The sequence below is a fragment of the Brevundimonas sp. genome (assembly GCF_036732845.1).
In the GTDB taxonomy this organism is placed as follows: domain Bacteria; phylum Pseudomonadota; class Alphaproteobacteria; order Caulobacterales; family Caulobacteraceae; genus Brevundimonas.
Genome location: NZ_DAINBO010000018.1, coordinates 1 through 26,210, shown reverse-complemented (window position 1 = coordinate 26,210; position 26,210 = coordinate 1). Strand labels below are relative to the sequence as shown.

The following is a 26,210-nucleotide window of genomic DNA, read 5'->3' as shown; positions in this document are numbered from 1 at the left end:
CCGGTGTCTGGGGTCGCCCCCTCCACCGCTTCGCGGTCCCCCTCCCCCGTGAAGGACGGGGGAGGATCTGGGGGGAGGATCAAATGAACCTCTCCAAGCGGCCAGAGATCGATCGCTTCCTGAAGTCGCCCGATCCTTCCGTGCGGGCGGTGCTGATCCACGGCAAGGACCGCTCGGGCGTGGCCGAACGCGCCGAGATCCTGTGCAAGACGGTCACGCCGGACCTGAACGACCCCTTCAACGTCACGCTTCTGACCGACAGCGACGTCGACGGCGACGAGGCGCGGCTGGAAGAGGCGCTGACCGCCCTGTCGATGATCGGCGGGCGGCGGCTGGTTCGGGTGCGGCTGGGCGCCGACAAGGCGTCCATCGACAAGATGCTGGCCGGGGCGCTGAAGACCCATGCCGAGGGCGGCTTCAACCCCGACGCCATGCTGGTGATCGAGGCGGGAGGCCTGGGCCGCGACTCGGCCCTGCGCAAGGCGGCCGAGACGGCGGCGGGGGCGGCCGGGATCGTCTGCTACGAGGACGAGATCGGCGACATGGCGCGAATGACGCGCGAGGCCCTGGCCGCCGACAAGGTGGGGCTGACGTCCGACGCCCTGGAACGGTTCACGGCCCGCCTGCCCAAGGAGCGCGGCCTGATGCGCCAGGAGATCGAGCGGCTGGCGCTGTACATCGGTCCCGGTTCGGGCCGCACCATCGACGCCGACGAACTGGACAAACATCTGGGGGTCGAGCCGGACGCCTCGTTGCAGGACGCGGCGCTGCAGGCCTTCGGCGGCCGTCCGGCCCCGGCCCAGGCCGGTCTGCGCCGGGCGCTGGCCGAGGGCGAATCCCCGGTCATGGCGGTGCGCCAGGCGGCGCTGCACCTGGGCCGGCTGCGGCGGATCAATGTGCTGCAAGCCTCGGGCGCGGGGGCCAAGGAGGCGGCCAAGGCGGCCGGGGTGTTCTGGAAACAGGAGGCCGAGATGCTGCGCCAGGCGCGCAACTGGAGCCTGCCCGCCCTGGACGAGACCCTGGACAGCGTCAACGCCGCCGACGTGGCGACCAAGACCACCGGCTCGCCCGACCATCTGATCGCCGAACGCCTGTTGCTGGAGATCGCCGGACGGGCGCGGCGACTGGGGCTGTGAACGCCCTTCTCCCCTTGGGGGAGAAGGTGTCATGCGGGGCATGACGGATGAGGGGTAAGCCCGCCTCATCCTGACTGTCAGCCGATCAGCGTGCCTGACGCAGCCCCCTCATCCGAGCCGCGCTGCGGCCCACCTTCTCCCCCAAGGGGAGAAGGGTGATAGACCTAGCGCCGCCGCAAACTGCCCAGGACGCCGCGCAGCAGTTCGCGGGTCAGGGTCGATCCGGCGGTGCGCAGGACCGACTTGGTCATGGCCTCCACCGGGGTTTCGCGGGTGCGGCGGCGCGGAGCGGCCTGTTCGCGGTCGTAGCGGGCCTGCTCCCGGGCCTGTTCCCTGACCTGCTCCTTGGCGCGGGTCTCGGCTTCCTTTTCCGCCGCCTTGGCCGCGACGGCGTCGGCCTTGGCGCGGGCCTCGGCCAGTTTGGCGTCGGCGGCGGCGCGATCGGCCTCACCGCGGCGGGCGTTCAGCACCTCCTGGGCCGACTCGCGGTCGATCGGGGTGTCATAGACGCCGCGCACGGGACTGGCGGCCATCACCTGGGCGCGTTCGGCGTCGGTGGCCGGACCCAGGCGCGAATCCGGCGGACGGATGCGGGTGCGGGCGACGACGGTGGGCGCGCCCTTTTCGTCCAGCACCGAGACCACGGCCTCGCCGACGCCCAGGGCCTGGATGGCCTCGGCCGTGTCGAAGGCGGGATTGGCGCGGAAGCTTTCGGACGCCGCCTTCAGGCCGCGCTGTTCGGCCGGGGTGTAGGCGCGCAGGGCGTGCTGGATGCGATTGCCCAACTGGGCCAGGACGGTGTCGGGAATGTCGGCCGGGTTCTGAGTGATGAAAAAGACGCCGACGCCCTTGGACCGGATCAGGCGCACGACCTGTTCGACCTTCTCCAACAGGGCCTTGGGCGCGTCGCGGAACAACAGGTGCGCCTCGTCGAAGAAGAAGACCACGCGCGGCTTCTCCGGGTCGCCGACCTCGGGCAGTTGCTCGAACAGTTCGGACATCAGCCACAGCAGGAAGGCCGCATAGACGCGCGGGCTGGACATCAACCGGTCGGCGGCCAGCACATTGACCTGGCCGCGGCCGTCCAGGCCGGTGCGCATCATGTCCTCCAGCCGCAGGGCCGGTTCGCCGAACAGGGCCGCGCCGCCCTGTTGCTCCATCTGCAACAGGGACCGCTGGATGGCGGCGATGGAGACGGGGGCGACATTGCCCACCTCGCGGCCGATGCGCTCGGCGTTCTCGCCGACATAGGCCAGAAGGCTGCGCAGATCGTCCAGGTCCAGCAGCAGCAGCCCCTCCTGGTCGGCGACGTGGAAGGCGACCGACAGCACGCCCTCCTGCACCTCGTTCAGGTCCAGCATCCGGCCCAGCAGCAGGGGACCGATCTCGCTGACCGTGGTGCGGATCGGGTGGCCCTTGATCCCGTACAGGTCCCAGAAGACGACGGGCGCGGCCTTGGGCGTCAGGGTCAGGCCCATTTCGGCGGCGCGGGCCAACAGCTTCTCATTGGGCGATCCCGGCTGGCTGATGCCCGACAGGTCGCCTTTCACATCGGCGCAGAAGACCGGAACCCCGGCGTCCGAAAAGCCCTGGGCCATGATCTGAAGCGTCACCGTCTTGCCCGTGCCGGTGGCTCCGGCGACCACGCCGTGACGGTTGGCGCGGTCGAACCGCAGGACCTGGGGCTGGGCGCCGTCCTCTTTCAACGATTGACCCAGGAAGAGGCCGGGCAGGGCGTCGGTCATGGAAGTCTCCTTGAAGGAGGCAGGACTAGCGTATTCGCGGCGACGCTGGAACCGGCGGCGTCAGGCCGTGCGGCGCCGCTGGACCATCCAGCCGCCGCCGGCCAGCAACAGGGCGCCGAACAGGATCATGGCCCATTCCGACAGGGTCGGAACCGCAAGGGGCGCGCCGGGCGCGAAGCTCACCGCCCCCGGCCCGTTGAAGCGGTAGGCATAGGTGCTCGGCCCGCCGCCGAGGGTGGTGAGAACCAGGGTGTAGGCGCCCGGGGCCAGCGCCGCCGTGTTGTTGTCGTCGATGCTGAAAATGCAGTTCGTCGCCGGTGCGGCGGGAACGAATGGACCGTCCAGGATCGCCATGGAGGCGTCTCCCGACGTGAACAGATCCGTCACCTGATAGTTGCCGCCGACCGTCACGGTCAGGGTCTGGAGTTCGTAAAGACCCGGAACGGCGTGGGGGGAGCACCCATTGTGATAGTGATCGGACATCGTCGGGTCCGCGCCGTTCAGCACATAGTTGACGTCGGAAATCACCTGCGCCCGCGCTTGGCCGGCGGCGAAGACTGCGAGCGCCGCCATCGCGCCGATGCCGAATGCCTTCATCGCCAACCTCCGAAATTTAAGATCGAATATCATGGGTTTGGTGAAAAGCAACGGTTTAGCCGCCGTGACGCGCGGCGGCCAACGACCCAAGCATATCCTTTGAATTGCGCGACGGATGGGTCCGTCCCGAACCGATGGTCATTGACGCCCGCGCGGACCCGCCCGACAACCAGGGCATGAGACCCGCCATCGCCGTCCCGACCTCGACCGTCGCCCGCAACGCCCTGGTGCTGATCGCCGCCGTCGCCGGCGGCGCGGCCCTGTATTGGCTCAGGGACATCCTGACCCCCCTGGCCATGGCCATCTTCCTGATGATCATGATCGACGGGGTGAAGCGATCGATCGAGAAACGCACCCGGCTGAGCACGCGCTGGGCCGGAGCTGCGGCCCTTTTGGTGGTGCTGGCCGGTTTCATCGGTTCGATCTGGATCATCGTCGACGGGGCGGCGAGCTTCTTCACCGACGCTTCAGGGGTCAGCGCCAACATCGGGCCGCGGCTGGACCAGATCATCGCCGACGTCTCGCGCTTCTTCGGCCTGACCACGGTCCCCACGGCGCGCGACCTGGTCGCCGGTCTGGACCTGAGGGACTATCTGACCCAGTTGGCGGTTCAGGCCCAGGGCACGGCCTCGGGCGCCTTCTTCGTCATGGTCTATCTGGGCTTCCTCCTGGCCTCGCAACTCGGCTTCCGGCGCAAGCTGGTCGGCATGTTCCCCCAGCGCGAGGTGCGCTCGGAGGCCATGGAGGTGTTCGAGCGGGTGCGCGGCGGGGTCGAGGGCTATCTGTGGGTCCAGACCGTGACCGGGGCCATGATCTGTCTGGCCGCCTGGATCCTGATGCGGGCGGTGGGGCTTCAGAACGCCGAGTTCTGGACCTTCGTCATCTTCATCGTCGGCTTCATTCCGGTGCTGGGCGGCGCCGTGGCGGGCTGTGCGCCGCCGCTGTTCGCCCTGGTCCAGTTCGACACCTATTGGCCGGCGGTGATCCTGCTGGTGGGCCTGCAGACCATCCTGTTCATCAGCGGCAATCTGATCCAGCCGCGGATGCAGGGCGACAACCAGAACATCGACCCGGTGGTGGTGCTGCTGTCCCTGGCCCTGTGGGGCAAGATGTGGGGCGTGGTGGGCATGTTCCTGTCGACGCCGCTGGCGGTGATGGCCATGGCGATCCTGGCCGAATTCAAGGGATCGCGCTGGATGGCCATCCTGTTGTCGGGCGACGGCGCCCCCTATGCCGACGAGGAGTCCAAGACGGCGTCCAAGGGGCGCGGCGCCGTGTCGCGGGGCGGATCGGCCGCAAAGCCGCCCCCCGCCGCTTGAAGGTCACGATCGGGCGCCTATCTTGATCTCAGACGACGGGGTCTTCCCTCCCCCTCAAGCCCCGCCGTTCAGCGAACGCCGTCTCCTCCCTCCCCTCCCGGAGACGGTTCGCCAGGCCGCCGAGCGCCCCGCGCCCGGCGGCCTTGTCGTCTGTGGGCCGTGCGAACGCCGGTCAGGACGCTTTTCGGCCTTCCCCGAAACGCCTTGCTGGCCTAGTCAGCGGGTGCGGCACGTTCCGCCGCGTCAGCCGACCTTGCCATCATGACCGCCGCCGATTCGCGCTCCGCTTCCGCCCAGACCGTCGATCTGGATACGTTGAGGGCCGCAATGGCGCGCAGGCTGGGGGTCAAGGCGCTGGACGAGCGCCAGGGCCTGTTCGCGGCTCAGGCGCATGAGGACTACGCCGCCGACGAGACGCCGGATCTGGATGGCGAGGGCCTGGCCGCCCTGTTGGCCGAGGCTTGGCGCGCGGCCGAGGCCCGCGTCTGCGGCGCGCCCGCCGAGATCTCGGTGCGTCCGCTCCAGGTCGAGGGCCGCCGCGCCGCCTATGACCTGGTGCAGATCATCCAAGACGACTGCCCCTTCCTGGTCGACAGCGTGATGGGCGAACTGGCCGAGGCCGGAGTGTCGGTGCGCGCCCTGTTCCACCCGGTCACGCCCGAGACCGGCGGACTGGAATCGGTCATCCTGGTGGTCATTGACCCCCTGTCCCAGGAACGCCGTGACGCCCTGGCCGAGGCCCTGGCGGCCACCCTGGCCGACGTCCGCGCCGCCGTGAGCGACCACGCCGCCATGGCCGAGCTGATGAAGCGGTCGGTGGCCGAGCTGGAGGCCACGGCGCCCAAGACCGACCCGGAGCTGGTGCGCGAGCACGTGGAGTTCCTGCGCTGGCTGAAGGCCGATCATTTCGTCTTCCTGGGGGCGCGCGACTACGACTATCCGCGCAAGTCCGACGGCGCCTATGAGGCCGAGGCCCCGCTGAGCCTGGCCAGCGAGGGCCTGGGCGTGCTGCGCGACCCGAACCGCACCGTGCTGCGCCGCGCCTCGGAGCCGGCGGTGCTGACCAAACAGATCAAGCGCCAACTGGACCTGGGCGATCCGGTCACCGTGGCCAAGGCCAACGCCCGTTCGCGCGTCCATCGCCGGGCCTATATGGATTACGTCGGGGTCAAGCGGTACGGCGCCGACGGCAAGCCCTCGGGCGAGACCCGCTTCGTCGGCCTGTTCACGGCCGAGGCCTATGACAAGGCCGCCTCGGAGATGCCGCTGGTCCGCCGCAAGGTGAAGAACGCCCTGACCCGCGCGGGCAAGGCGCCGGGCAGCCACAATGAGAAGCGGCTGAAGAACATCCTGGAGAACTATCCCCGGGACGAGCTGTTCCAGATCACCGAGGACGAGCTGCTGGACATCGCCCTGGGCGTCCTGCACCTCTACGACCGGCCGCGCATCCGCATCTTCACCCGCCAGGACCCGTTCGACCGCTTCGTTTCGGTCCTGGCCTATGTGCCGCGCGAACGGTTCGACGCCTCGGTGCGCGAACGCATCGGCCAGATCCTGGCCAAGGCCTACGGCGGGCGTCTGTCGGCCTGGTATCCGCAGTTGTCGGACCAGCCGCTGGTGCGCATCCACTACATCATCGGCGTCGAGCCTGGGAAACACCTGAACCCCGATCTGGCGACGTTGGAGGCCGAGGTGGCCGAGGCCGGGCGCGGCTGGGTCGACCGGTTCGAGAGCGCCCTGCGCGACGCCGAGATCGACGAGAGCGCCGTCGGCCCGACCAGCGCCAAATGGGCCGAGGCCTTTGGGGCCGGCTATCGCGACCGCTATGACGCCGCCGAGGCCGTGCGCGACCTGGAGGCCGTCGATCGGCTGAACGCCACCGGCGAGCGGGACGGCGGCGAGCCGGTGGCCGTGCGCGCCTTCCGCACCGCCGCCGACAACGCCCTGCAACTGCGCTTCAAACTGTATCGCCGGGGCGCGGCCGTGCCGCTGTCGGACGTGCTGCCGATCCTGGCCGACATGGGGCTGAAGACGCTGGAGGAGTGGGGCCACGCCATCCGTCCGGCCGGCGATCCCGAGATCCACGTCCACGAATTCCTGCTGGAGGACCCGCGCGGCGAGAGCCTGGTCTTCGACGACGTGCGGGGACCGTTCGAGGCGGCCTTCGGCGCCGTCTGGGACGGCCGCACCGAGAGCGACGGCTTCAACCGCCTGGTCCTGGAGTTGGGCGTCGACTGGCGTCAGGCCGCCCTGGTGCGCACCCTGGCCCGCTATCGCCAGCAGACCGGCCTGGACCCCAGCCAGGCGGTGCAGGAAGAGGCGCTGCGCGAATATCCCGACATGGCGCGGTTGTTGCTGAACCTGTTCGCGGCCCGTTTCGACCCGGACGGTTCGGCGTCGGGACGCGAAAAGGCCGTGGCCGCCCTGGTCGAAAAGGGCCTGGCCCTGTTGCAGGACGTCAAGTCGCTGGACCACGACCGGGTGCTGCGCCGGCTGATGCTGCTGATCCAGGCGGTCATGCGCACCAACTTCTATCAGACGGCGGCCGACGGCGGCTTCAAGCCGCATATCTCGATCAAGATCGCCTCGCGCGAGCTGGTCGACCTGCCCCTGCCCAAGCCCTATCGCGAGATCTTCGTCTGGGCGCCGCACATCGAGGGCGTGCACCTGCGCTTCGGCCCGGTGGCGCGGGGCGGCCTGCGCTGGTCGGATCGCCGTGACGACTTCCGCACCGAGGTGCTGGGCCTGGTCAAGGCGCAGCAGGTCAAGAACGCCGTCATCGTGCCCGTCGGCTCCAAGGGCGGCTTCTATCCCAAGCAACTGCCGCGCACGACCGACCGCGACGCCATCCAGGCCGAGGGCATCCGCGCCTATCGCACCTTCCTGTCGGGCCTTTTGGACATCACCGACAACATCGGCGCCGACGGCAAGGTGATCGCGCCCCAGCGCGTGGTGCGCTGGGAAGGCGACGACCCCTATCTGGTCGTGGCCGCCGACAAGGGCACGGCGACCTTCTCGGACATCGCCAACGGCATTTCGGCCGACTACGGCTTCTGGCTGGACGACGCCTTCGCGTCGGGCGGCTCGGTCGGCTACGACCACAAGGTCATGGGCATCACCGCCCGCGGGGCGTGGGAGGCGGTCAAGCGCCACTTCCGCGAGATGGGCAAGGACATCCAGACCGAGCCGTTCACCGTGGTCGGCGTCGGCGACATGTCGGGCGACGTGTTCGGCAACGGCATGCTGCTGTCGAAGGCGATCAAGCTGGTCGCCGCCTTCGACCACCGCGACATCTTCATCGATCCCAATCCCGATCCGGCGTCGAGCTGGGTCGAACGGGACCGGATGTTCAAACTGCCGCGCTCGTCCTGGCAGGACTATGACGTCTCCAAGATCTCCAAGGGCGGCGGCGTCTTCTCGCGCGGCGCCAAGTCGATCGCCCTCAGCCCCGAGATCAAGGCGGCGCTGGACATCTCGGAGGACGCCCTGGACCCGGCGGCCCTGATGAAGGCCATTCTGAAGGCCCCGGCCGAGCTGCTCTACCTGGGCGGCATCGGCACCTATGTGAAGGCTCCGCACGAGACCGACGCCCAGGCCGGCGACAAGGCCAATGACGCCGTTCGCGTCGACGGGCCGGAACTGCGGGTCAAGGTGGTCGGCGAGGGCGCCAACCTGGGCTTGACCCAGGCGGGCCGGATCGCGTTCGCCCAGGCGGGCGGGCGCATCAACACCGACGCCATCGACAATTCGGCCGGGGTCGACAGCTCCGACCACGAGGTCAACATCAAGATCCTGACCGGGGCGGCCATCGCCTCGGGCGCGCTGAAACAGGCCGACCGCAACGCCCTGCTGGCCTCGATGACCGACGAGGTGGGCCTGAAGGTCCTGGTTCACAACTACGACCAGACCCTGGCCCTGACCCTGCAACAGTCAGAGGGCGCGGCCGCCCTGGACGCCCAGCAGCGGTTCATGCAGTGGCTGGGCGCCAAGGGCAAACTGGACCGCAAGGTCGAGGGCCTGCCCGACGATCTGAAACTGGCCGAGATGAAGGCCTCGGGCGCCGTGCTGAGCCGGCCGGAACTGGCGGTGCTGACCGCCTATTCCAAGCTGGAGCTGTTCGACGAGATCGTCGGCTCGACCGCGCCGGACGATCCCTTCTTCCACAAGACCCTGGTGCGCTACTTCCCTGGGCCGTTGGCCAAGTTCGACGCCGACATGGAGCGGCACCGGCTGAAGCGCGAGATCATCTCGACCATCCTGTCGAACGAGATCGTCAACATGTGCGGGGCGACCTTCCCGGAACGCCTGCGCCTCTCGGCCCAGGTCGAGACCGGGCCGATGACCGTGGCCTTCGAAGCCGCGCGCCAGATCTTCCGCCTGGACGAGGCCTGGGACCAGGTGTCGGCGCTGGACCTGAAGATCCCGGCCGAGGCCCAGACGGCCCTGTACCGCGAGATCTCGACCGTGCTGCGCCGCCAGACCTATTGGCTGTCCAAGCGGGCGGCGCGCGAGGGGGCGACGGTCGACGGCCTGATCGCCGCCTATCGGCCGGTCGCCGACGCCCTGCGCGGGGCGGGCGCCGGGGTGCTGAGCCGGTTTGAACAGGCGCGTCTGGACGAGCGCATCGACGCCTTCCGCAGCCTGGGCGCCGCCGACGGCATGGCGCGCGACTTCGCCATGCTGCGGCCCATGGTGGCCACCGCCGACATCGGCGACCTGGCGCGCGAGACCGGCTGGGCCGAACCGGCCATGGCCACGCTGTACCATCAGGTCGGGGCGGCCTTCGACTTCGACCGGCTGCGCGCCGCCGCCGGCAAGACGCCGTCGGGCGACCATTTCGACCGCCTGGCCGTGCGTCGCCTGATCGAGGACCTGATGGCCGAACAGGTCGTGCTGACCCGCGCGGTGGCCCAGTCGACCACCGCCGCCGCCGGAGCCAGCGAGAAGAAGGCCGAGGCCGCCGTCGACGCCTGGATCGGGCCGCGCCAGGCCGTGGTCGAGGGCGTGCGCGCCTCGGTCGATGAGATCGAGGCCTCGGGCGCGGGCTGGACCTTCGCCAAGCTGACCATCGCCAACGGAGCCATCCGTTCGGTCATGGCCGCGCTGTAGGGATCGGGCCGGGGGAGGGCGCCGTGCCGAGAAAATTCCTCGTCGTCGTCGACGACAGCCCGGAACTGGACGCGGCCCTGCGTTACGCCAGCCGCCGGGCGCGCTCGACCGGCGGGCGGGTGGCCTTGCTCCGGGTCATTCCGCGCGGCTCGGACGAGCACTGGTCCGGCGTGCGCGAGGAGATCGAGCGCGAACAGAGGGAAGAGGCCGAGGCCTTGCTGGCTCGTCTGGGCGAGGAGGCGGCCGAACGCTCGGGCGCCCAGCCGCTGTTCCTGATCGAGGAGGGCGAGGCGCCCGAGGCGATCCGCAAGGTCGTGGGTGAGGACCCGGAGATCAAGATCCTGGTCCTGGCCGCCGGAAGCGGCGCGCGCGGTCCCGGTCCCCTGGTCACGGCGGTGCTGAAACAGGGCGCAGCCTTCGCCGGCAGGAAGCTGCCGGTGACCATCGTGCCGGGCGAACTGACCGAGGCGGACATCGAGGATCTGGCTTGATGTCGGGCCGTTTCGCAGCGGCGCCAACGCTCGCCGCGCGGCGGCTCGCGGCTTGAGCGCAATGGAGTTCGTGGGCTTGAACCTGCGGGCACGGAGGCGCATCTGAGCCTCATGTTCATCCAGACCGAAGCCACGCCCAATCCGAACGTGCTGAAATTCCTGCCCGGCCGCGTCGTGTCGATGGACGGGCCGTTGGATTTCCCGAGCGCGGCCGAGGCCGAGATCTCGCCCCTGGCGCGGGCGCTGTTCGCCGTCGACGGGGTGGCGGGCGTCTTTTTCGGCGCCGACGCGATCTCGGTGACGCGCCTGGCCGAAGGGCCGTCGTGGAGCGAGATGAAGGCGCCGGTCCTGGCCGCCGTGATGGACCATTTCGCCTCGGGCGCGCCCCTGGTCACGAGCCGGGCCGTCGACGCCGAGACCGAGGCGGGCGAGGACGACGAGGTCGTGGCCGAGATCAAGGCCCTGCTGGACAGCCGCGTGCGCCCGGCCGTGGCCCAGGACGGCGGCGACATCCTGTTCGACCGGTTCGAGGCGGAGACGGGAACCCTGTACTTGCGGATGCGCGGCGCCTGCGCCGGCTGTCCCTCGTCCTCGGCCACGCTGAAGGCGGGGGTGGAGCAGATGATGCGCCACTACGTCCCCGAGGTGGAACGGGTCGAGCAGGTCATTTAAGCGCCCTGACGCTCGCGACGCGGCCGCTCTTTGCTTGATTTCCAACCCTGCCGCTCGGCGCCGGAACGTCTCGGCTTGTGAGGGCGGACTGAAACGAATTCGTTCTCGCGCGCGGCGGCGGGGGGGCGCCATGATGCGCCCATGGTCCGTTTCTCTTCCGACGACGACGTCCGCAAGCTGGGCGAGGCCCTGGCGGCGCTCAGGCGCGACATGGGTCTGAGCCAGGCCGAGGCCGGTGCGCGCGTCGGCATGACCAGCCAGGGCTGGGGCCTGTATGAATCCGGCCGCCGTTCGGGCCTGTTCCGGCCCGACGTCCAGCGCCGCCTGACCGGGGCGCTGGAGACCACGCCGGAGGCCCTGATGCTGCGGCTGCGGCCGGATGCGGCGCCCGCCGCATCGCCCGTTCAGGGCGTCGAGGCGGGGACGCGGGCCTTTCGTCCGGCGCCGGCGTCCGGTGAGGTGCGGATGATGCAATTGACGTCCGACGACATGGCGCCGTGGGCGGGCGCGGGCGTGACCGTGGCCTATCGGCCGGGCCAGACGCCGCGTCCGGGCCAGGGCTGCGTCCTGCGGCTGACGGACGGCCGACTGATGGTGCGCCTGTTCGAGACCGAAGACGCCGATGGTCTTCACGTCCGCATGGCGAACGGCGGGAAACACTCTGTGGCGCGCACCGATCTCATTGAAATTTCAGCCGTCGTGGGGCGACTGGAGGATCAGTGAAACATAATCATTGCCAACGATTTCGTTTCATGAAACGGTCTCGTCGCGACTGGACGAGGAACGACGATGGCCCGGAACACGCCGAGAAACGCCGACGCCGTGGATCGCGCGGTCGGACGGCGCATCGCCGCACGCCGGACGGCCCTGGGCCGGTCGCAGTCGGCCCTGGCGCTGGACCTGGGGATCAGCTTCCAACAGCTTCAGAAATACGAGGCGGGGTTGAACCGCGTCTCGGCGTCGCGGCTGCATCATATCGCCCTGTTGCTGGCCGTGCCGGTGGCCGAGCTGTTTCCGAAGCCGGGCCGCGAAGACCCGCCATACGTCGAACCGTCACCGAGGCTGAGCCGAGAGGGGCGGGCGTTGTTGGCGGCCTTCGAGCGCATTCCGGCCGCGCCGGTGCGACGGGCCGTGGCGCGCATCGTGGCGGCCTTGGCCATGTGAGGGCGGGCCATATGAGGATGGCGCGCGCGGCGGCGGCCCGCCCGGACGGAGGCGGCCGATGAGGGTGCTGGTTCTCGACACCGCCCTGGGCGCCTGTCAGGCGGGCCTGTTCGACGGCGAGACGGCCCTGGCCGTGCTGGAGCGCCCGATGGAGCAAGGCGGCATGGAGCGGATCGCCGGCCTGACCCGCGAGTTGATGCAGGCGGCGGGGACCGGGTTCGACGCCATCGACCGCATCGGGGTGACGGCCGGTCCCGGCTCCTTCACCGGCCTGAGGGTCGGGCTGGCCTTCGCCCAGGGCCTGGGCGCGGCCCTGGGGCGGCCGGTGATCGGCCTGTCCAGCCTGGACGGCCTGGCGGCGTCGACCGCGTCGGACGGCGCGGTCATGGCCGTGATCGACGCCCGGCGCGGCCAGGTCTACGCCCGCGTGTTCCGCGACGGTTCGCCCCTAGATGCGCCCGAGGCCCTGGATCTGGACCAAGCCCGCGCCCGCGCCCAGGCCCTGGGACCGGGGCTGCGTCTGGTCGGGTCGGGCGCACCCCTGGCGGCCGAGGGGCTGGAGCGGGCGGAGATCGTCGCCCTGGCCGCCCCGTCGCTGACGGCCCTGGCCCGCCTGACCCGCATGGCCGACCCGGAGACGGCGCCGCCTCGGCCGCTGTATCTGCGCGCGCCCGACGCCAAGCCGTCGACGCGGCGGCCCGGCGCGCCCCGGACGGCGGCGTGACCCGGCCCGAAAGCGTGGCCGCGATCTCGGCCGAAACCCTGGCGGACCTGCACGCCGCAGCCTTCGCGGCGCCGTGGACGGCGGGGACCTTCGCCGAGCTGTTGGTCCAGCCCGGCGTCTTCGCCGAGACGGCGGACGACGGCTTCATCCTGATCCGGGTCGTGGCCGACGAGGCCGAGATCTTGACCCTGGCCGTGCGGCCCGAGGCGCGCCGTCGGGGCCTGGGGGCGCGTCTGGCCGCCGCCGCCGCCGCCCGCGCCGCCGCCCTGGGCGCCGAGCGCCTGTTCCTGGAGGTCGCCCAGGACAATGCGGCGGCCAGGGGCCTTTACGCCCGAAGCGGCTTCGTCGAGGTGGGGCGGCGGCGGGGTTATTACGCCCGGCCGGGCGCGACGGCGGTCGATGCGCTGACGCTGGCGCTTAACTTGTCGGCATGACTTCCCACGACGGGAGGCGCACCCTATCTTCGACCGCCATGGACCGGATCGAGAAACTCTGCGCCGAGCGCGGCATGCGCATGACCGAACAGCGGCGGGTGATCGCCCGCGTGCTGTCCGCCGCCGAGGACCACCCCGACGTGGAGGAGCTGTATCGGCGCGCGTCGGGCATCGACCCGCACATCTCGATCGCCACCGTCTATCGCACCGTGCGCCTGTTTGAAGAGGCGGGCGTGGTCGAGAAGCACGACTTCGGCGACGGCCGCAGCCGCTATGAAGAGGCGGGCGACGACCATCACGACCACCTGATCGACACCCGCACCGGTGAAGTGATCGAATTCTTCGACGCCGAGATCGAGAAGCTGAAGGACGAGATCGCCAACCGGCTGGGCTTCAAACTGATCGGCCACAAGCTGGAGCTTTACGGCGTGCCGATCGACGGCGCCGAACCGGCCGCGCGCGAGGGCCTGATCTTCAAGCGCCACGGCGCGCGCGACGACGAAGCCTGAGCGCCGCCCGCCCCAGTCCGCGCCTTGCGGAGGGCGCCGTCGGCGACCATAAGCGGCCGATGACCGATACGCTGGAAAAGCCCCAGGTCGAACCGGCCCCAAAGCGCCTGTTCATCAAGACCTACGGCTGTCAGATGAATGTCTATGACTCGGAGCGCATGGCCGACGTGCTGCGCCCGCTGGGCTATGCGCCGACTGAGACGGCCGAGGACGCGGACTTCGTCATCCTGAACACCTGCCACATCCGCGAGAAGGCGGCCGAGAAGGTCTATTCCGAACTCGGCAAGATGCGCGAGCTGAAGGACGCCAAGAAGGGCGCCATGACCATCGCCGTGGCCGGCTGCGTGGCCCAGGCCGAAGGCGAGGAGATCATGCGCCGCCAGCCCGCGGTCGATCTGGTGGTCGGACCCCAGGCCTATCACCAACTGCCCGAGCTTTTGACCCGCACCGCCCGCGCGCGGGGCGAGCGGATCGGCGCCGATTTTGCGCCGGTCGACAAGTTCGACGCCTTGCCTGCCGCGCGCGGCGGCGAGGGCGTGACCGCCTTTCTGACGGTGCAGGAGGGTTGCGACAAATTCTGCACCTTCTGCGTCGTGCCCTATACGCGCGGGGCCGAATGGTCGCGTCCGACGGCGGCGGTTCTGGCCGAGGCCCGCGCCCTGGCCGACCGCGGCGTGCGCGAGGTCACCCTGCTGGGTCAGAACGTCAACGCCTATGACGGCGAGGGGCCGGACGGAAAGCCCTCGACCCTGGCGCGGCTGGCCTACGCCCTGGCCGAGATCCCCGGCCTGGACCGCATCCGCTACACCACCAGCCACCCCAACGACATGTCGGACGAGCTGATCGCCGCCCACGGCGATCTGGACGCCCTGATGCCCTATCTGCACCTGCCGGTGCAGTCGGGTTCGGATCGCATCCTGCGGCTGATGAACCGCAAGCACGGACGCCAGAAATATTTCGACCTGATCGATCGTATCCGCAGCCGCCGGCCGGACATGGCGATGTCGGGCGACTTCATCGTCGGCTTCCCCGGCGAGACGGATCGGGATTTCGAGGACACGCTGGATCTCGTTCGGAAGGTCCGATACGCCAGCGCCTTCTCCTTCATGTATTCGCCGCGTCCGGGCACTCCGGCGGCGGGCATGGCGGCGCAGGTTCCGGCCGAGGTGATGAAGGTGCGGCTGCAAGCCTTGCAGCAACTGTTGATCGAACAGCAGGTCGCCTTCAACGAAAGCCAGGCGGGCAGAACCCTGCCGGTGTTGTTTGAAAGGGTCGGGCGACACCGCAGCCAGGCCATCGGCCGCTCGCCCTATCTGCAATCGGTGCACGTCGAGGATGCGCGCGATCTGATCGGAAAGATCGCGCCGGTGACGATCGTCAGCGGCCAGCAGAACAGCCTGACCGGCGTGCTGGCCGCGTCCGCCGGGACCGTCGCCTGATGGCCCGGGACACCGACTTCATCCCGCTGAACGTCGTCGAGCTGGCCGCCGTGATCGGCCCGACCAGCCGCCACATCGCCCTGGTCGAAGACGCCTTCAAGGTGCTGATCGAACAGCCCGGCGCCGGGGTTTCGGTCAATGGTTCGGCGCGTGATCGGGCGCAGGCGCGGCGGGTGATCGAGGATTTGGCCTCGCGCGCGGCCATGGGCGCCGAGGTGACCGAGGCCGATGTGCGCGCGGCCGTGGGCGCCGTCATGGGCCGGGCCATGCCCTCGACGCGCGGCGGGCCGGAGCCGACGGCGGGAACGGGTTCGGTGGCGCTGCCGGTCGGACGGCGCGGGGCCATCGTGCCCAAGACCGCCGCCCAGGCCCGCTATCTGGACACCCTGTCGCGCTGCGAGCTGAGCTTCGGCGTCGGCCCAGCGGGCACGGGCAAGACCTTCCTGGCCGCCGCCTACGGCGCCTCGCTGTTGAAGCGGGGCCAGGTCGACCGACTGGTCGTCACCCGCCCGGCGGTCGAGGCGGGTGAGAAGCTGGGCTTTCTGCCCGGCGATCTGAACGAGAAGGTCGATCCCTATCTGGCCCCGATCTGGCAGGCGCTGGACGACATCCTGGGTCCCGACGAGGTGCGCCGCCGCCGCGACAAGGGCGAGATCGAGGCCGCCCCCATCGCCTTCATGCGCGGCCGCACCCTGAGCAACGCCTTCATCATCGTCGACGAGGCCCAGAACACCTCACGTTTGCAGATGAAGATGGTGCTGACCCGGATCGGCGAAGGCTCGCGCATGGTGGTGACCGGCGACCCGTCCCAGGTCGATCTGCTGAACCCGCGCGACTCGGGCCTGGTCCACGCCCTACGCATCCTGGACGGGGTCAAGGGCGTCGGGGTCGAGACCTTCAAGGCCGAGGATGTGGTGCGCCACGCCATGGTCGAACGGATCGTGCGCGCCTATGACGCCGATGCGGCCAGGCGTCGGCCCGCGCCCGATCTGGAAGACGCGGACTGACGCCGGTGATCTCGGTCGAGATCGAGGACGAAGCCTGGACGGCGGCCGCGGCCGACGCCGAGGCGCGGGTCGTGGCGGCGGCCCAGGCCGCGCTGGACGGCGTGGACGGCGAGGTCGTGGTGTTGCTGACCGACGATGCGACGGTGCGGGATCTGAACGCCCGCTTCCGCGCCAAGGACCGGCCGACCAACGTGCTGTCGTTTCCGGCGCCCGAGACGGCGCGGCCGCATCTGGGCGACTTGGTCCTGGCCCTGGGCGTCTGCGTCGCCGAGGCGGCCGAGCAGGGCAAGACGGTCGGTGATCACCTGAGCCATCTGGTGGTGCACGGAGTGCTGCACCTGTTGGGCCACGACCACGAAGACGAGATCGAGGCCGAGGCGATGGAGGCGCGCGAGCGCGTCATGCTGGCGACGCTGGGCGTGGCCGATCCCTATGCGGGGCAGCGATGAACGGACGGATCGACACGGTGCTGGTGCATCGCGGGGCGCGCATCGGCCTGGCCCTGGCGGCGGGGGCGGGCGCGGCCCTGGCGCATACGCCGTTCGGTTTTCTGCCGGGGATGCTGGGCTATCCGCTGTTGATGCTGCTGGCCGAGCGGTCGGGAACGGTGCGCGGCGCCGTCTGGATGGGCTGGCTGGCGGGCTTCGCCTATTTCCTGATCGGCTGCTGGTGGGTGGCCGAGGCCTTTCTGGTCAATCCGGCCCAGGCCTGGATGGCGCCGTTCGCGGCCAGTCTGCTGCCCATGGGGCTGGGGCTGTTCTGGGCGGCGGCGACGGGGCTGTATCGCCGCTTGGCGCCGTCGGGCGCGGTGCGCGTGCTGGTCTTCGCGGCCGCCTTCGGCCTGTTGGAATGGCTGCGCGGCCATGTGCTGACCGGCTTTCCGTGGAATCCGGCGGGCGCGGGCTGGAAGGCCGGATCGGCGGCGTCGCAGTTCGCGGCCGTCGCCGGGGTCTATGGCCTGGGCGTGGTGACGGTGGCCGCCGTCTCGGCCCTGGGACCCCTGGCCGTGGCGGGCGAGCGGCGCGGTCGGATCGCGGCGGCGGGGCTGGGCGCCGTGACGCTGCTGGTCCTGATCGTGGGCGGCGCGGCGCGTCTGGCCCAGGCCAAGGTTGATTTCGCCGACACCACGGTGCGCATCGTCCAGGCCGACATCGACCAGGACTACAAATGGTCGCCGGACGCCTATCGCTCAATCGTTGACCGCTACATCAATCTGACGGCCCAGCCGGCGGCGCGGCGGCCGGACATCGTGGTCTGGCCTGAGGGCGCCCTGCCGGCCACGGCGGCGGATGTCTTCGGCGACGGCTCGCCCGACGCGGCGGCCCTGGCGCGGGTGCTGCAGCCGGGCCAGAGCCTGATCATGGGTCTGAGCCGGGGCCAGGCGGATGCGACGGCCGAGGGCGGGGCGCGCTATTTCAACAGCCTGTTCGTGCTGACCGACGAGGGCGGGCCGGGTCTGAGGATCGCCGCCGTCTATGACAAATACCGGCTGGTGCCGTTCGGCGAATACCTGCCGCTGGGACCGGTGATGAGCGCGCTGGGCGTGCGCAGCCTGGTGCATGTGCCCGCCGACTTCAGCCCCGGCGCTCGGCCCGCGCCGATCACGGTTCCCGGCGTCGGCCGGGTGCAGCCGCTGATCTGTTACGAGGGCCTGTATCCGGGGTTCACGCCCGCCGGGCGCGGACGGCCGGAATGGATCGTCAACATCTCCAACGACGCCTGGTTCGGCGCCACCTCCGGCCCGATCCAGCATCTGAACCTGGCCAGCTATCGCGCCATCGAGACCGGCCTGCCGATCGTGCGGTCGACGCCGACGGGGGTGTCGGCCCTGATCGATCCCTGGGGTCGGGTGATCGAGGGTCACAGGCTGGGTTCGGGCGAAAGCGGGGTCATCGACGCGCGCCTGCCCCGCCCGACGTCGGCGACCCTGTACGGCCGCTTCGGCGACGGTCTTTTCTGGCTGCTGATTCTCTCTGGATTCTCGGTCCTGGCGCCGTGGCGAAGGGCGACCTCTTGGTTGAAATCAAGCCTGGATTCCTCCGGGGATCGACAAGCTTAGCCATAAATGGGCAATTACCGTCCCAACCCGGCAAATTCCCGTGACAGGGCCGTTTTTCGGGCGCATTTCGGACTCACATCGCGTTTTTCTAGCAGGACGGAACGACGATCATGCCCAGAGGCGGGGAAGACGGCCCCCATCCGGTCGACCGCCATGTCGGCCGCCGAGTTTGCGAAAAGCGGATCGGCTTGGGGTATAACCAGAGCGATCTAGGCCGGGCTTTGGGCCTGACCTTTCAGCAGATCCAGAAGTACGAGAAGGGCGCCAATCGCATCTCGGCGTCCAAGCTTTGGGACATCGCTCGGTTCTTCAAGGTCGACATCGGCTATTTCTTCGAGGGCCTGGCGCTTCAGCCCGGCGTGGGCGAGGGCGACGCCCCGGCCTTCGACCATGATTTCCCGGCGACGCGCTACACCATAGAGATCTCCCGCCTGGCCCCGGCCCTGCCGGCGCGCAAGCAGAAGCTGGTGCTGGAGATGGTGCGGGAAATGGCCGGCGTGCAAGGCGGCGAAGACTAGGCCCGACCGGCGGCCCTCGCCGCCGGATGCGCCGCCTCTCCTTCGACGGTCTGGGCCGTCGTGCGCACACCCTTGCTCCGGCGTTTTGACTCCAGGCGGGGCTAGTTCTCGCCGCCTCCACGCCGCCGTCCGAATGTCGGCGCCCGTTCTTTCTGCTGCGCCCAATAGGCGGCGCCGTCATCCGGCTTGAACATGGTGCGCGGCGTGCCGTCGCGCGCCACCACCGCGAAGGTGTTGGTCGAGGCCTGATAGATCAGGGTGTCGCCATTGGGCCGTTTCACCGTCTCGGCGTCGCGCGGCGGCCGCGTGGTGAAGGCCTGGACCCGGGCCAGATAGTCCTCGGCCGAGCGGGCGCCGAAGGCCGCGCCGTTGCGGCGATACAGGCGCTCGATCTTGGCGTCGACCGTCTCGCGGCGGTTGGCCGTGACGGCGGGTTTGGCTTCGGCGGCGGTCTCGACGGGCGCGGCCTCGGCCGGGGCGTCGGTCGCCATGACGCCCTGGACCCCCGGAGCAGCCGCGCGATCGCGCGTCTCGACCGCCGAAGACCGCTCGCAGCCCGCCAGGGCCAGGGCCGCGACGGCGGCCGTCGTCATCATGAGCCTGATGGTCATTGCACCCTCCTGTTTCGTCCCACCGAAGGCATCTAGGCACAGGAACGATGTTCTTGCAATGTTCCAAATCGCACGCCGCCTCGACGCTGGCGTCCCCGGCCGCTAAACCGTCGCCATGAGCACGGGCGCGTTGAACGGCCGCAAGGTCTTGCTGATCGTGGGCGGCGGCATCGCCGCCTATAAGGCGCTGGAGCTGACGCGCCTGATCAAGAAGGCGGGGGGCCAGGTCCGTGCGGTGCTGACGGCGGGCGGGGCGGCCTTCGCGACGCCCCTGTCGCTGGCGGCCCTGACCGGCTTTCCGGTGCGCGAGGGCCTGTTCACCCCCGACGACGAGACGGCCATGGGCCATATCGAACTGTCGCGCTGGGCCGATCTGGTGGTGGTCGCGCCGGCGACGGCGGGGCTGATCGCCAAGGCGGCCAACGGCATGGCCGACGATCTGGCCTCGACCACCCTGCTGGCCACCGACAAGCCGGTGCTGTTCGCCCCGGCCATGAATGTGCGCATGTGGCTGCACCCGGCGGTCAGGGCCAATGTCGCCCGGCTGGACGGATTCGAGGGCGGAACCGGCGTGCACTGGGTCGGGCCGGACGAGGGCGAGATGGCCTGCGGCGAATTCGGGCCGGGCCGGATGGCCGAGCCGCCCGCCATCGTCGAGGCGATCGAAAGCCTGCTGACGGGCGTGGCCGATCAACCATTGACCGGACGGCGCGCGGTGGTCACCGCCGGGCCGACCTTCGAGGCCGTCGACCCTGTGCGCGGGCTGACCAACCGGTCCAGCGGCAAACAGGGCTACGCCGTCGCCGGCGCCCTGGCGGCCCTGGGTGCGGACGTGACCCTGGTGTCCGGTCCCACGGCCCTGAGCGCGCCGCCGGGCGTGACGCGTGTCGATGTCGAGAGCGCCCTGGACATGCAGGCGGCGGTCAAGGCCGCCCTGCCCGCCGACATCGCCGTGCTGACCGCCGCCGTGGCCGACTGGCGCGTGGACGGCGTCGCCTCGGGCAAGATCAAGAAGGCGCCGGGCGGGCCGCCGACGCTGAGGCTGATCGAGAACCCCGACATCCTGGCGGGCCTGTCCAAGCCCGGCCCGGAGCGCCCGGTCCTGGTGATCGGCTTCGCGGCCGAGACCGAGGACCTGATCGCCAACGCCCGGGCCAAGCTGTCGCGCAAGGGCTGCGACTGGATCGTGGCCAATGACGTGTCCGACGACGTCTTCGGCGCCGAGGGCAACGCCGTCACCCTGATCACGCCCCAGGGCGAGGACGCCTGGCCGCGCCAGTCCAAGACCGCCGTGGCCCGCGCCTTGGCCGCCCGCATCGCCGACCACTTCAAGGACCGCTCATGACCACCCTGCGCATTCAGCGCCTGCCGCATTCCGAAGGGCTGGCCTTGCCCGCCTATGAGACGGCGGGATCGGCGGGCATGGACCTGCGCGCGGCGGTGGCCGAGGATGCGCCGGTGACCCTGGCGCCCGGCGCGCGGGGCCTGATCCCCACCGGGCTGAAGATCGCGCTGGAGCCGGGGTTCGAGGCCCAGGTGCGGCCGCGCTCGGGCCTGGCGCTGAAACACGGGATCACCTGTCTGAACACGCCCGGCACCATCGACAGCGACTATCGCGGCGAGGTGGGGGTGATCCTGGTCAATCTGGGCCAGGAGCCGTTCGTGATCCGGCGCGGCGAACGCATCGCCCAGATGGTCATCGCCCGCCACGAACAGGCGCGGATCGCCGAGGTCGAGAGCCTGGACGAAACGGCGCGCGGCGCGGGCGGCTTCGGCTCCACTGGGCGCTGAGGCAGCCTTTTCGGCGTTTTGGCGTTAACCCTCCTCAACGGCCAAGCTTTGGCCGCCATGAAGGAGGTCGACGTGGAAGCGTTCTTCGATCAAATCGGCGCCCTGTTGGGCGGGATGTTCAACCTGACCCAGGCCGGGTTCGACGGCGTCAATCAGGTGATGGGTCTGCTGATCGCGGCGATCGCGGCCCTGACCATGCCGTCGTGGAGCCGGCTGTGGGCCACGGCCCTGGGCGCGGCCCTGGTGCATCATCTGATCAATGCGGTGCGGCCGATGCTGGACGGCGGCGCCTTCGCCCTGCCGCCCTTGCTGACGTTGAGCTTCTGGATGGTGACCCTGGCGCTGTTCCTGGGCTACGCCGTGGTGATCGCGGTCTTCTTCTTCATCAAGAGCCTGCTGACCGGCGGGGCTAAGCGCAGCGCGGCGCATTGATCTGGGCCTAATGCTCGCGACGCGGCCGCTCGCTGCTTGAGGCCGTTCTCGCTCCGTCATCCTCGGGTCAAGCCCGAGGATGACGGTCAGCGATGGACATCAGGCTTGCCGGAACCCGAGCACGTCCTGCATGTCGTAAAGGCCCGGGCGGCGGTTGCGGACCCAGGCGGCGGCGGCCACGGCGCCCTTGGCGAACAACGCCCTGTCGATGGCCGAATGGCTGAGGGTCAGGACCTCGTCCTCGGAGGCGAACATCACCGTATGCTCGCCCACGACGCCCCCGGCGCGCAGGGAGGCGAAGCCGATCGCGCCCGTCTGGCGCGGTTCGCCGACGCCGTCATAGGGCGCGCTGCGCACATCGGCCAGTTCGACGCCGCGCCCGTTGGCGGCGGCCTCGCCCAGCATCAGGGCCGTGCCCGAAGGGGCGTCGACCTTGCGCCGATGATGGGTCTCCAGCACCTCGATGTCCCAGTCGCGGGCGTCGAGCCTGAGGGCCGCGTGCTCGACCAGGCCGATCAGGATGTTGACGCCCAATGAGAAATTGCCGCTGCGGACGATGGCGACCTTTTCGGCGGCGGTCTGGATCTCGGCGTCCTGTTCGGGCGTGAAGCCGGTCGAGCCGATGACCAGGGCCGGGCCGCCGCGCTCGGCCGCCTGGCGGGCCAGGGCCACCGAGGCCTCGGCGGTCGAAAAGTCGATGACCACGTCGCACAGCGACAGGTCGGGCGTCTCGCCCCAGTCGAACCGGGCGGCCACCATGACGTCGTCGCGGGCGTCCAGCACCTGGGACACGGCCCGGCCCATGCGGCCGCGCGCGCCCGAGATGCCGACGTGGAAAAGATCGCTCACGCCGTACCCGCCTTGTCCTGATCGGCGCCGAGGATGTCGGCCCAGAAGCGTTTGGCCTTGCCGGTGAAGCTGGTGTTGCGCGGCGTCTGGGTCTCGCCCAGGCTGGCGGCCAGCTCGGCCAGAAGTTCTTTTTGACGGGCGGTCAGGTCGGTCGGCGTCTCGACGAACAGTTCGACCACCAGGTCGCCGCGCTGGCGGCCGTTCAGATGGGGCATGCCCTTGCCCTTGATGCGCACGGTCTTGCCGGTCTGGGCGCCGGCGGGCACCTCGACGGCGGCCTTGCACTTGCCGTCGCAGGCCTCGGAGGTCAGGCAGGGGGCGTCGACGCCCCCGCCCAGGGCCGCGGTGGTCATCGGCACGGGCACGGTGACCAGCAGGTCCAGATTGTCGCGCTCGAACAGCTCATGCTGTTTCACGGACAGGAAGACATAGAGGTCGCCGCGCGGGCCGCCGCGCTGGCCGGCGTCGCCCTCGCCCGACAGGCGGATGCGCGAGCCGTCGTCGACCCCGGCGGGGATCTTCAGGCTGAGCTTGCGGGTCTTGCGCACCTGGCCGTGGCCGTGACAGGTCGTGCAGACATCGGCGGCGGCGATGCGCTGGCCGGCCCCGCCGCAGTGGGGGCAGGTGCGCTCCATCTGGAAGAAGCCGTTGGCTTGGCGAACGCGGCCGGCGCCGTTGCAGGTGCCGCAGGTCTGGGGCTTGGCGCCCTTCTTGGCGCCCGAGCCGTCGCAGCTTTCGCAGGTCGCGGTCGAGGGCACGGCGATCTCGACGTCGGCCCCGCGATAGGCCTGTTCCAGGGTGATCTCCAGGTCGTGACGCAGGTCCGAACCGCGCCGCGGGCCGCTGTCCTGGCGTCCGCCGCCCGCCCGGCCGCCGAACACGTCGCCGAAAGCGTCACCGAAGACCTGGGAGAAGATGTCGTTGATGTCGTGAAAGCCCGCGCCCCCGGCGCCGAACGGATTGCCGCCGCCGCCCGCCCCGCCGTTGACGCCCGCATGGCCGAACCGGTCATAGGCGGCGCGCTTCTGGTCGTCGGACAGGACGCCGTAGGCCTCGGACAGCTCCTTGAACTTGGCCATGGACTCTTCCGAGCCGCCATTACGGTCGGGGTGATGCTGCATGGCCAGCTTGCGGTAGGCGGCCTTCAGGCCCGCCGCGTCGATGGTGCGCTCGACGCCCAGGATCTCGTAATAATCACGCATCGCCATTCGGCGTTGATCCTCTTACTCGGCCCCTCGAGGCGTCTCTTGCCGGACGCCGCCCGAAAGACTTTCGACCCGACCGAGACATGGGGACCGGGGCGCATGATGCAATATCCTCCCCGATAGCATGGCTATTGGGGAGGCGGGGTGGAGGGGCTGTCAGACCGCGCTTGGTCCAAAGGCCCCTGCACCGCTTCGCGGTCCCCCTCCCCATCGCTAGCGATGGGGAGGAAAGGCGGACGTCAGGCGTCCTTCTTGTCGTCGTCGCCCGAGACTTCCTCGAACTCGGCGTCGACCACGCCGTCGTCGGCGGGCTGCTCGGCCGAGGCCTCGCCGCCCTGTTGGGCCGCGTACATGGCCTCGCCCAGCTTCATCGAGGCCTGGGCCAGGGTGGTGGTCTTGGCGCGGATGGCTTCGGCGTCGGCGCCGTCCTTGGCCGACTTCAGGTCCGTGACGGCCGCCTCGATGGCCGACTTCTCCTCGGCCGAGACCTTGTCGCCGTGTTCGGCCAGGGCCTTTTCGGTCGAGTGGATCAGGCCGTCGGCGGCGTTCTGGGCCTCGACCAGCTCCTTGCGCTCCTTGTCGGCCGCGGCGTTGGCCTGGGCCTCCTTGACCATCTTGTCGATGTCGGCGTCCGACAGGCCGCCGTTGGCCTGGATGCGGATCGACTGCTCCTTGTTGGTCGCCTTGTCCTTGGCGGTGACGTGGACGATGCCGTTGGCGTCGATGTCGAAGGCGACCTCGATCTGGGGCATGCCGCGCGGGGCCGGGGGGATGCCCATCAGGTCGAACTGACCCAGGATCTTGTTGTCGGCCGCCATCGGGCGCTCGCCCTGGAAGACCCGGATCGTCACGGCCGACTGGTTGTCGTCGGCGGTCGAGAAGGTCTGGCTCTTCTTGGTCGGGATGGTGGTGTTGCGCTCGATCAGGGGCGTGAAGACGCCGCCCAGGGTCTCGATGCCCAGGGTCAGGGGCGTCACGTCCAGAAGCAGAACGTCCTTGACGTCGCCTTGCAGCACGCCCGCCTGGACCGCGGCGCCCAGGGCCACGACTTCGTCGGGGTTGACGCCGGTGTGCGGCTCCTTGCCGAAGAAGGCCTTCACCGCCTCCTGGACCTTGGGCATGCGGGTCATGCCGCCGACCAGGACGACCTCGTCGATGTCCGAGGCCTTCAGACCGGCGTCGGCCAGGGCCTTCTTGCACGGCTCGATGGTGCGCTGGACCAGGTCCTCGACCAGGGATTCCAGCTTGGCGCGCGTCAGCTTGATGTTCAGGTGCAGCGGACCCGAGGCGTTCATGGTGATGAAGGGCAGGTTCACCTCGTACTGGGTGGTGAACGACAGTTCCTTCTTGGCCTTTTCGGCCTCTTCCTTCAGGCGCTGCAGGGCCAGCTTGTCCTGGCGCAGGTCGACGCCCTGCTCCTTCTTGAACTCGTCGGCCAGATAGTCGACCAGACGCAGGTCGAAGTCCTCGCCGCCCAGGAAGGTGTCGCCGTTGGTCGACTTCACCTCGAACACGCCGTCGCCGATCTCCAGGATCGAGACGTCGAAGGTGCCGCCGCCCAGGTCATAGACGGCGATCTTCTGGCCTTCGTTCTTCTCCAGGCCGTAGGCCAGGGCGGCCGCCGTCGGCTCGTTGATGATGCGCAGCACTTCCAGGCCGGCGATCTTGCCGGCGTCCTTGGTGGCCTGGCGCTGGCTGTCGTTGAAATAGGCCGGGACGGTGATGACCGCCTGGGTCACCTTTTCACCGAGGTAGGCCTCGGCGGCCTCCTTCATCTTGGTCAGGATGAAGGCCGAGATCTGCTGGGGCGAATAGTCCTTGCCGTGGGCGCGCACCCAGGCGTCGCCGTTCGGGCCCTTGACGATGTCATAGGGCACCATGCCCTTGTCCTTGGCCACGACGGGATCGTCGTAGTTGCGGCCGATCAGGCGCTTGATGGCGAAGAAGGTGTTGGCGGGATTGGTCACCGCCTGGCGCTTGGCGGGCTGGCCCACCAAGGTCTCGCCGCCGTCCTGGATCGCCACCACCGACGGGGTGGTGCGGTTTCCTTCGGCGTTCTCGATGACCTTGGGATTCTTGCCGTCCATGACGGCGACGCACGAGTTGGTCGTGCCGAGGTCGATGCCGATGATCTTGGCCATGGGCGTTCTGTTTCTCTCTTCGTATCGGCGGGCGATGCGGCGGCCTTCGACGAAGCGCCGCGCGTGACCGCCCCCAGGGGTTAAGTCGGTGGATCGGCCTGACCGGCCGGGTTGGCCCCGATATGGGAAAGTCCGCAGACCTCGCAAGGGCTTTCGTCGTGGAACCTCGGAATCCTCGTCAGGCCGCGTCAGGTGCATCGGCGCCGAAAGTGCGGCATAACAACGTCATCGCTTCTCCACATCGGGGGAAGCCGTTTG

At 69.7% G+C, this 26,210-nt stretch carries 24 protein-coding genes; 18 read left to right on the top strand and 6 right to left on the bottom strand.

The window, feature by feature from the left end:
- Positions 1-83 precede the first annotated feature (83 nt).
- Entirely contained in the window at positions 84-1,136 is a 1,053-nt protein-coding gene (gene holA / locus V7D63_RS08255) for a DNA polymerase III subunit delta (RefSeq protein WP_333591788.1), read from the top strand.
- 164 nt (positions 1,137-1,300) lie between these two features.
- Here holA and V7D63_RS08250 read toward each other — a convergent pair whose 3' ends face one another.
- The gene (locus V7D63_RS08250; RefSeq protein ID WP_333591787.1) at positions 1,301-2,881 is read right to left on the bottom strand and encodes a helicase HerA-like domain-containing protein; all 1,581 of its coding nucleotides are present in this window, start codon (positions 2,879-2,881) and stop codon (positions 1,301-1,303) included.
- Positions 2,882-2,941: 60 nt separating this feature from the next.
- Positions 2,942-3,478 (bottom strand): IPTL-CTERM sorting domain-containing protein, encoded by a 537-nt coding sequence (locus tag V7D63_RS08245; RefSeq protein ID WP_333591786.1) that lies wholly within the window; start codon positions 3,476-3,478, stop codon positions 2,942-2,944.
- A 134-nt stretch (positions 3,479-3,612) separates the two neighbouring features.
- On the opposite strand from V7D63_RS08245, the gene V7D63_RS08240 reads away from it, so the two are divergent.
- The 14 genes from V7D63_RS08240 (at position 3,613) to V7D63_RS08175 (ending at position 18,923) form a co-directional block, all read left to right on the top strand.
- Positions 3,613-4,797 (top strand): AI-2E family transporter, encoded by a 1,185-nt coding sequence (locus V7D63_RS08240; RefSeq protein ID WP_442882129.1) that lies wholly within the window; start codon positions 3,613-3,615, stop codon positions 4,795-4,797.
- Positions 4,798-5,058: 261 nt separating this feature from the next.
- Positions 5,059-9,906 carry an NAD-glutamate dehydrogenase gene (locus V7D63_RS08235; protein WP_442882128.1) on the top strand — a complete coding sequence of 1,616 codons (4,848 nt, stop codon included), beginning with the start codon at positions 5,059-5,061 and terminating at the stop codon, positions 9,904-9,906.
- Between the two features lie 23 nt (positions 9,907-9,929).
- The gene (locus tag V7D63_RS08230; protein WP_333591785.1) at positions 9,930-10,397 is read left to right on the top strand and encodes a universal stress protein; all 468 of its coding nucleotides are present in this window, start codon (positions 9,930-9,932) and stop codon (positions 10,395-10,397) included.
- Positions 10,398-10,508: 111 nt separating this feature from the next.
- Positions 10,509-11,069, top strand: a complete 561-nt coding sequence (locus tag V7D63_RS08225; RefSeq protein WP_333591784.1) for a NifU family protein — start codon at positions 10,509-10,511, stop codon at positions 11,067-11,069.
- A gap of 141 nt (positions 11,070-11,210) precedes the next feature.
- Positions 11,211-11,792: a helix-turn-helix domain-containing protein gene (locus tag V7D63_RS08220; RefSeq protein WP_333591783.1), complete on the top strand. Its 582-nt coding sequence runs from the start codon at positions 11,211-11,213 to the stop codon at positions 11,790-11,792.
- Positions 11,793-11,858: 66 nt separating this feature from the next.
- On the top strand, positions 11,859-12,233 hold the full coding sequence (locus V7D63_RS08215; protein ID WP_333591782.1) for a helix-turn-helix domain-containing protein: 375 nt from the start codon (positions 11,859-11,861) through the stop codon (positions 12,231-12,233).
- Positions 12,234-12,291: 58 nt separating this feature from the next.
- Positions 12,292-12,957, top strand: a complete 666-nt coding sequence (gene tsaB, locus V7D63_RS08210; protein WP_333591781.1) for a tRNA (adenosine(37)-N6)-threonylcarbamoyltransferase complex dimerization subunit type 1 TsaB — start codon at positions 12,292-12,294, stop codon at positions 12,955-12,957.
- The gene (locus V7D63_RS08205) at positions 12,954-13,391 is read left to right on the top strand and encodes a GNAT family N-acetyltransferase (RefSeq protein ID WP_333591780.1); all 438 of its coding nucleotides are present in this window, start codon (positions 12,954-12,956) and stop codon (positions 13,389-13,391) included. Before tsaB ends, V7D63_RS08205 begins: the two co-directional genes overlap by 4 nt.
- Positions 13,388-13,900 carry a Fur family transcriptional regulator gene (locus tag V7D63_RS08200; protein ID WP_442882127.1) on the top strand — a complete coding sequence of 171 codons (513 nt, stop codon included), beginning with the start codon at positions 13,388-13,390 and terminating at the stop codon, positions 13,898-13,900. Before V7D63_RS08205 ends, V7D63_RS08200 begins: the two co-directional genes overlap by 4 nt.
- Before the next feature lie 59 nt (positions 13,901-13,959).
- Positions 13,960-15,339, top strand: coding sequence for a tRNA (N6-isopentenyl adenosine(37)-C2)-methylthiotransferase MiaB (gene miaB / locus V7D63_RS08195; protein ID WP_333591779.1), 1,380 nt, complete (start codon positions 13,960-13,962; stop codon positions 15,337-15,339).
- Positions 15,339-16,346, top strand: a complete 1,008-nt coding sequence (locus tag V7D63_RS08190; RefSeq protein WP_333591778.1) for a PhoH family protein — start codon at positions 15,339-15,341, stop codon at positions 16,344-16,346. The genes miaB and V7D63_RS08190 overlap by 1 nt, the downstream gene beginning before the upstream one ends.
- Before the next feature lie 5 nt (positions 16,347-16,351).
- Entirely contained in the window at positions 16,352-16,795 is a 444-nt protein-coding gene (gene ybeY / locus V7D63_RS08185) for an rRNA maturation RNase YbeY (RefSeq protein WP_333591777.1), read from the top strand.
- Positions 16,792-18,405, top strand: a complete 1,614-nt coding sequence (lnt, locus tag V7D63_RS08180) for an apolipoprotein N-acyltransferase (protein ID WP_333591776.1) — start codon at positions 16,792-16,794, stop codon at positions 18,403-18,405. The genes ybeY and lnt overlap by 4 nt, the downstream gene beginning before the upstream one ends.
- 110 nt (positions 18,406-18,515) lie before the next feature.
- Entirely contained in the window at positions 18,516-18,923 is a 408-nt protein-coding gene (locus V7D63_RS08175) for a helix-turn-helix domain-containing protein (protein WP_333591775.1), read from the top strand.
- Positions 18,924-19,024: 101 nt separating this feature from the next.
- On the opposite strand, the gene V7D63_RS08170 is transcribed toward V7D63_RS08175, so the two are convergent.
- A complete protein-coding gene (locus tag V7D63_RS08170; protein WP_333591774.1) occupies positions 19,025-19,534 on the bottom strand; it encodes an S-type pyocin family protein in 510 nt (169 codons plus the stop codon).
- Between the two features lie 115 nt (positions 19,535-19,649).
- On the opposite strand from V7D63_RS08170, the gene coaBC reads away from it, so the two are divergent.
- The 3 genes from coaBC (at position 19,650) to V7D63_RS08155 (ending at position 21,757) form a co-directional block, all read left to right on the top strand.
- Positions 19,650-20,879 (top strand): bifunctional phosphopantothenoylcysteine decarboxylase/phosphopantothenate--cysteine ligase CoaBC, encoded by a 1,230-nt coding sequence (coaBC, locus tag V7D63_RS08165; RefSeq protein WP_333591773.1) that lies wholly within the window; start codon positions 19,650-19,652, stop codon positions 20,877-20,879.
- Positions 20,876-21,325, top strand: a complete 450-nt coding sequence (dut, locus tag V7D63_RS08160) for a dUTP diphosphatase (RefSeq protein WP_333591772.1) — start codon at positions 20,876-20,878, stop codon at positions 21,323-21,325. The genes coaBC and dut overlap by 4 nt, the downstream gene beginning before the upstream one ends.
- A gap of 72 nt (positions 21,326-21,397) precedes the next feature.
- Positions 21,398-21,757, top strand: coding sequence for a hypothetical protein (locus V7D63_RS08155; RefSeq protein ID WP_333591771.1), 360 nt, complete (start codon positions 21,398-21,400; stop codon positions 21,755-21,757).
- A 99-nt stretch (positions 21,758-21,856) separates the two neighbouring features.
- Here the strand turns inward: V7D63_RS08155 and dapB are convergent, their stop codons facing one another.
- The 3 genes from dapB to dnaK all read right to left on the bottom strand — a co-directional run bounded on the left by dapB (position 21,857) and on the right by dnaK (position 25,952).
- Positions 21,857-22,606, bottom strand: coding sequence for a 4-hydroxy-tetrahydrodipicolinate reductase (dapB, locus tag V7D63_RS08150; RefSeq protein WP_333591770.1), 750 nt, complete (start codon positions 22,604-22,606; stop codon positions 21,857-21,859).
- Positions 22,603-23,808 (bottom strand): molecular chaperone DnaJ, encoded by a 1,206-nt coding sequence (gene dnaJ / locus V7D63_RS08145; protein ID WP_333591810.1) that lies wholly within the window; start codon positions 23,806-23,808, stop codon positions 22,603-22,605. Before dnaJ ends, dapB begins: the two co-directional genes overlap by 4 nt.
- A gap of 242 nt (positions 23,809-24,050) precedes the next feature.
- A complete protein-coding gene (dnaK, locus tag V7D63_RS08140; RefSeq protein ID WP_333591769.1) occupies positions 24,051-25,952 on the bottom strand; it encodes a molecular chaperone DnaK in 1,902 nt (633 codons plus the stop codon).
- Between the last annotated feature and the right edge of the window lie 258 nt (positions 25,953-26,210).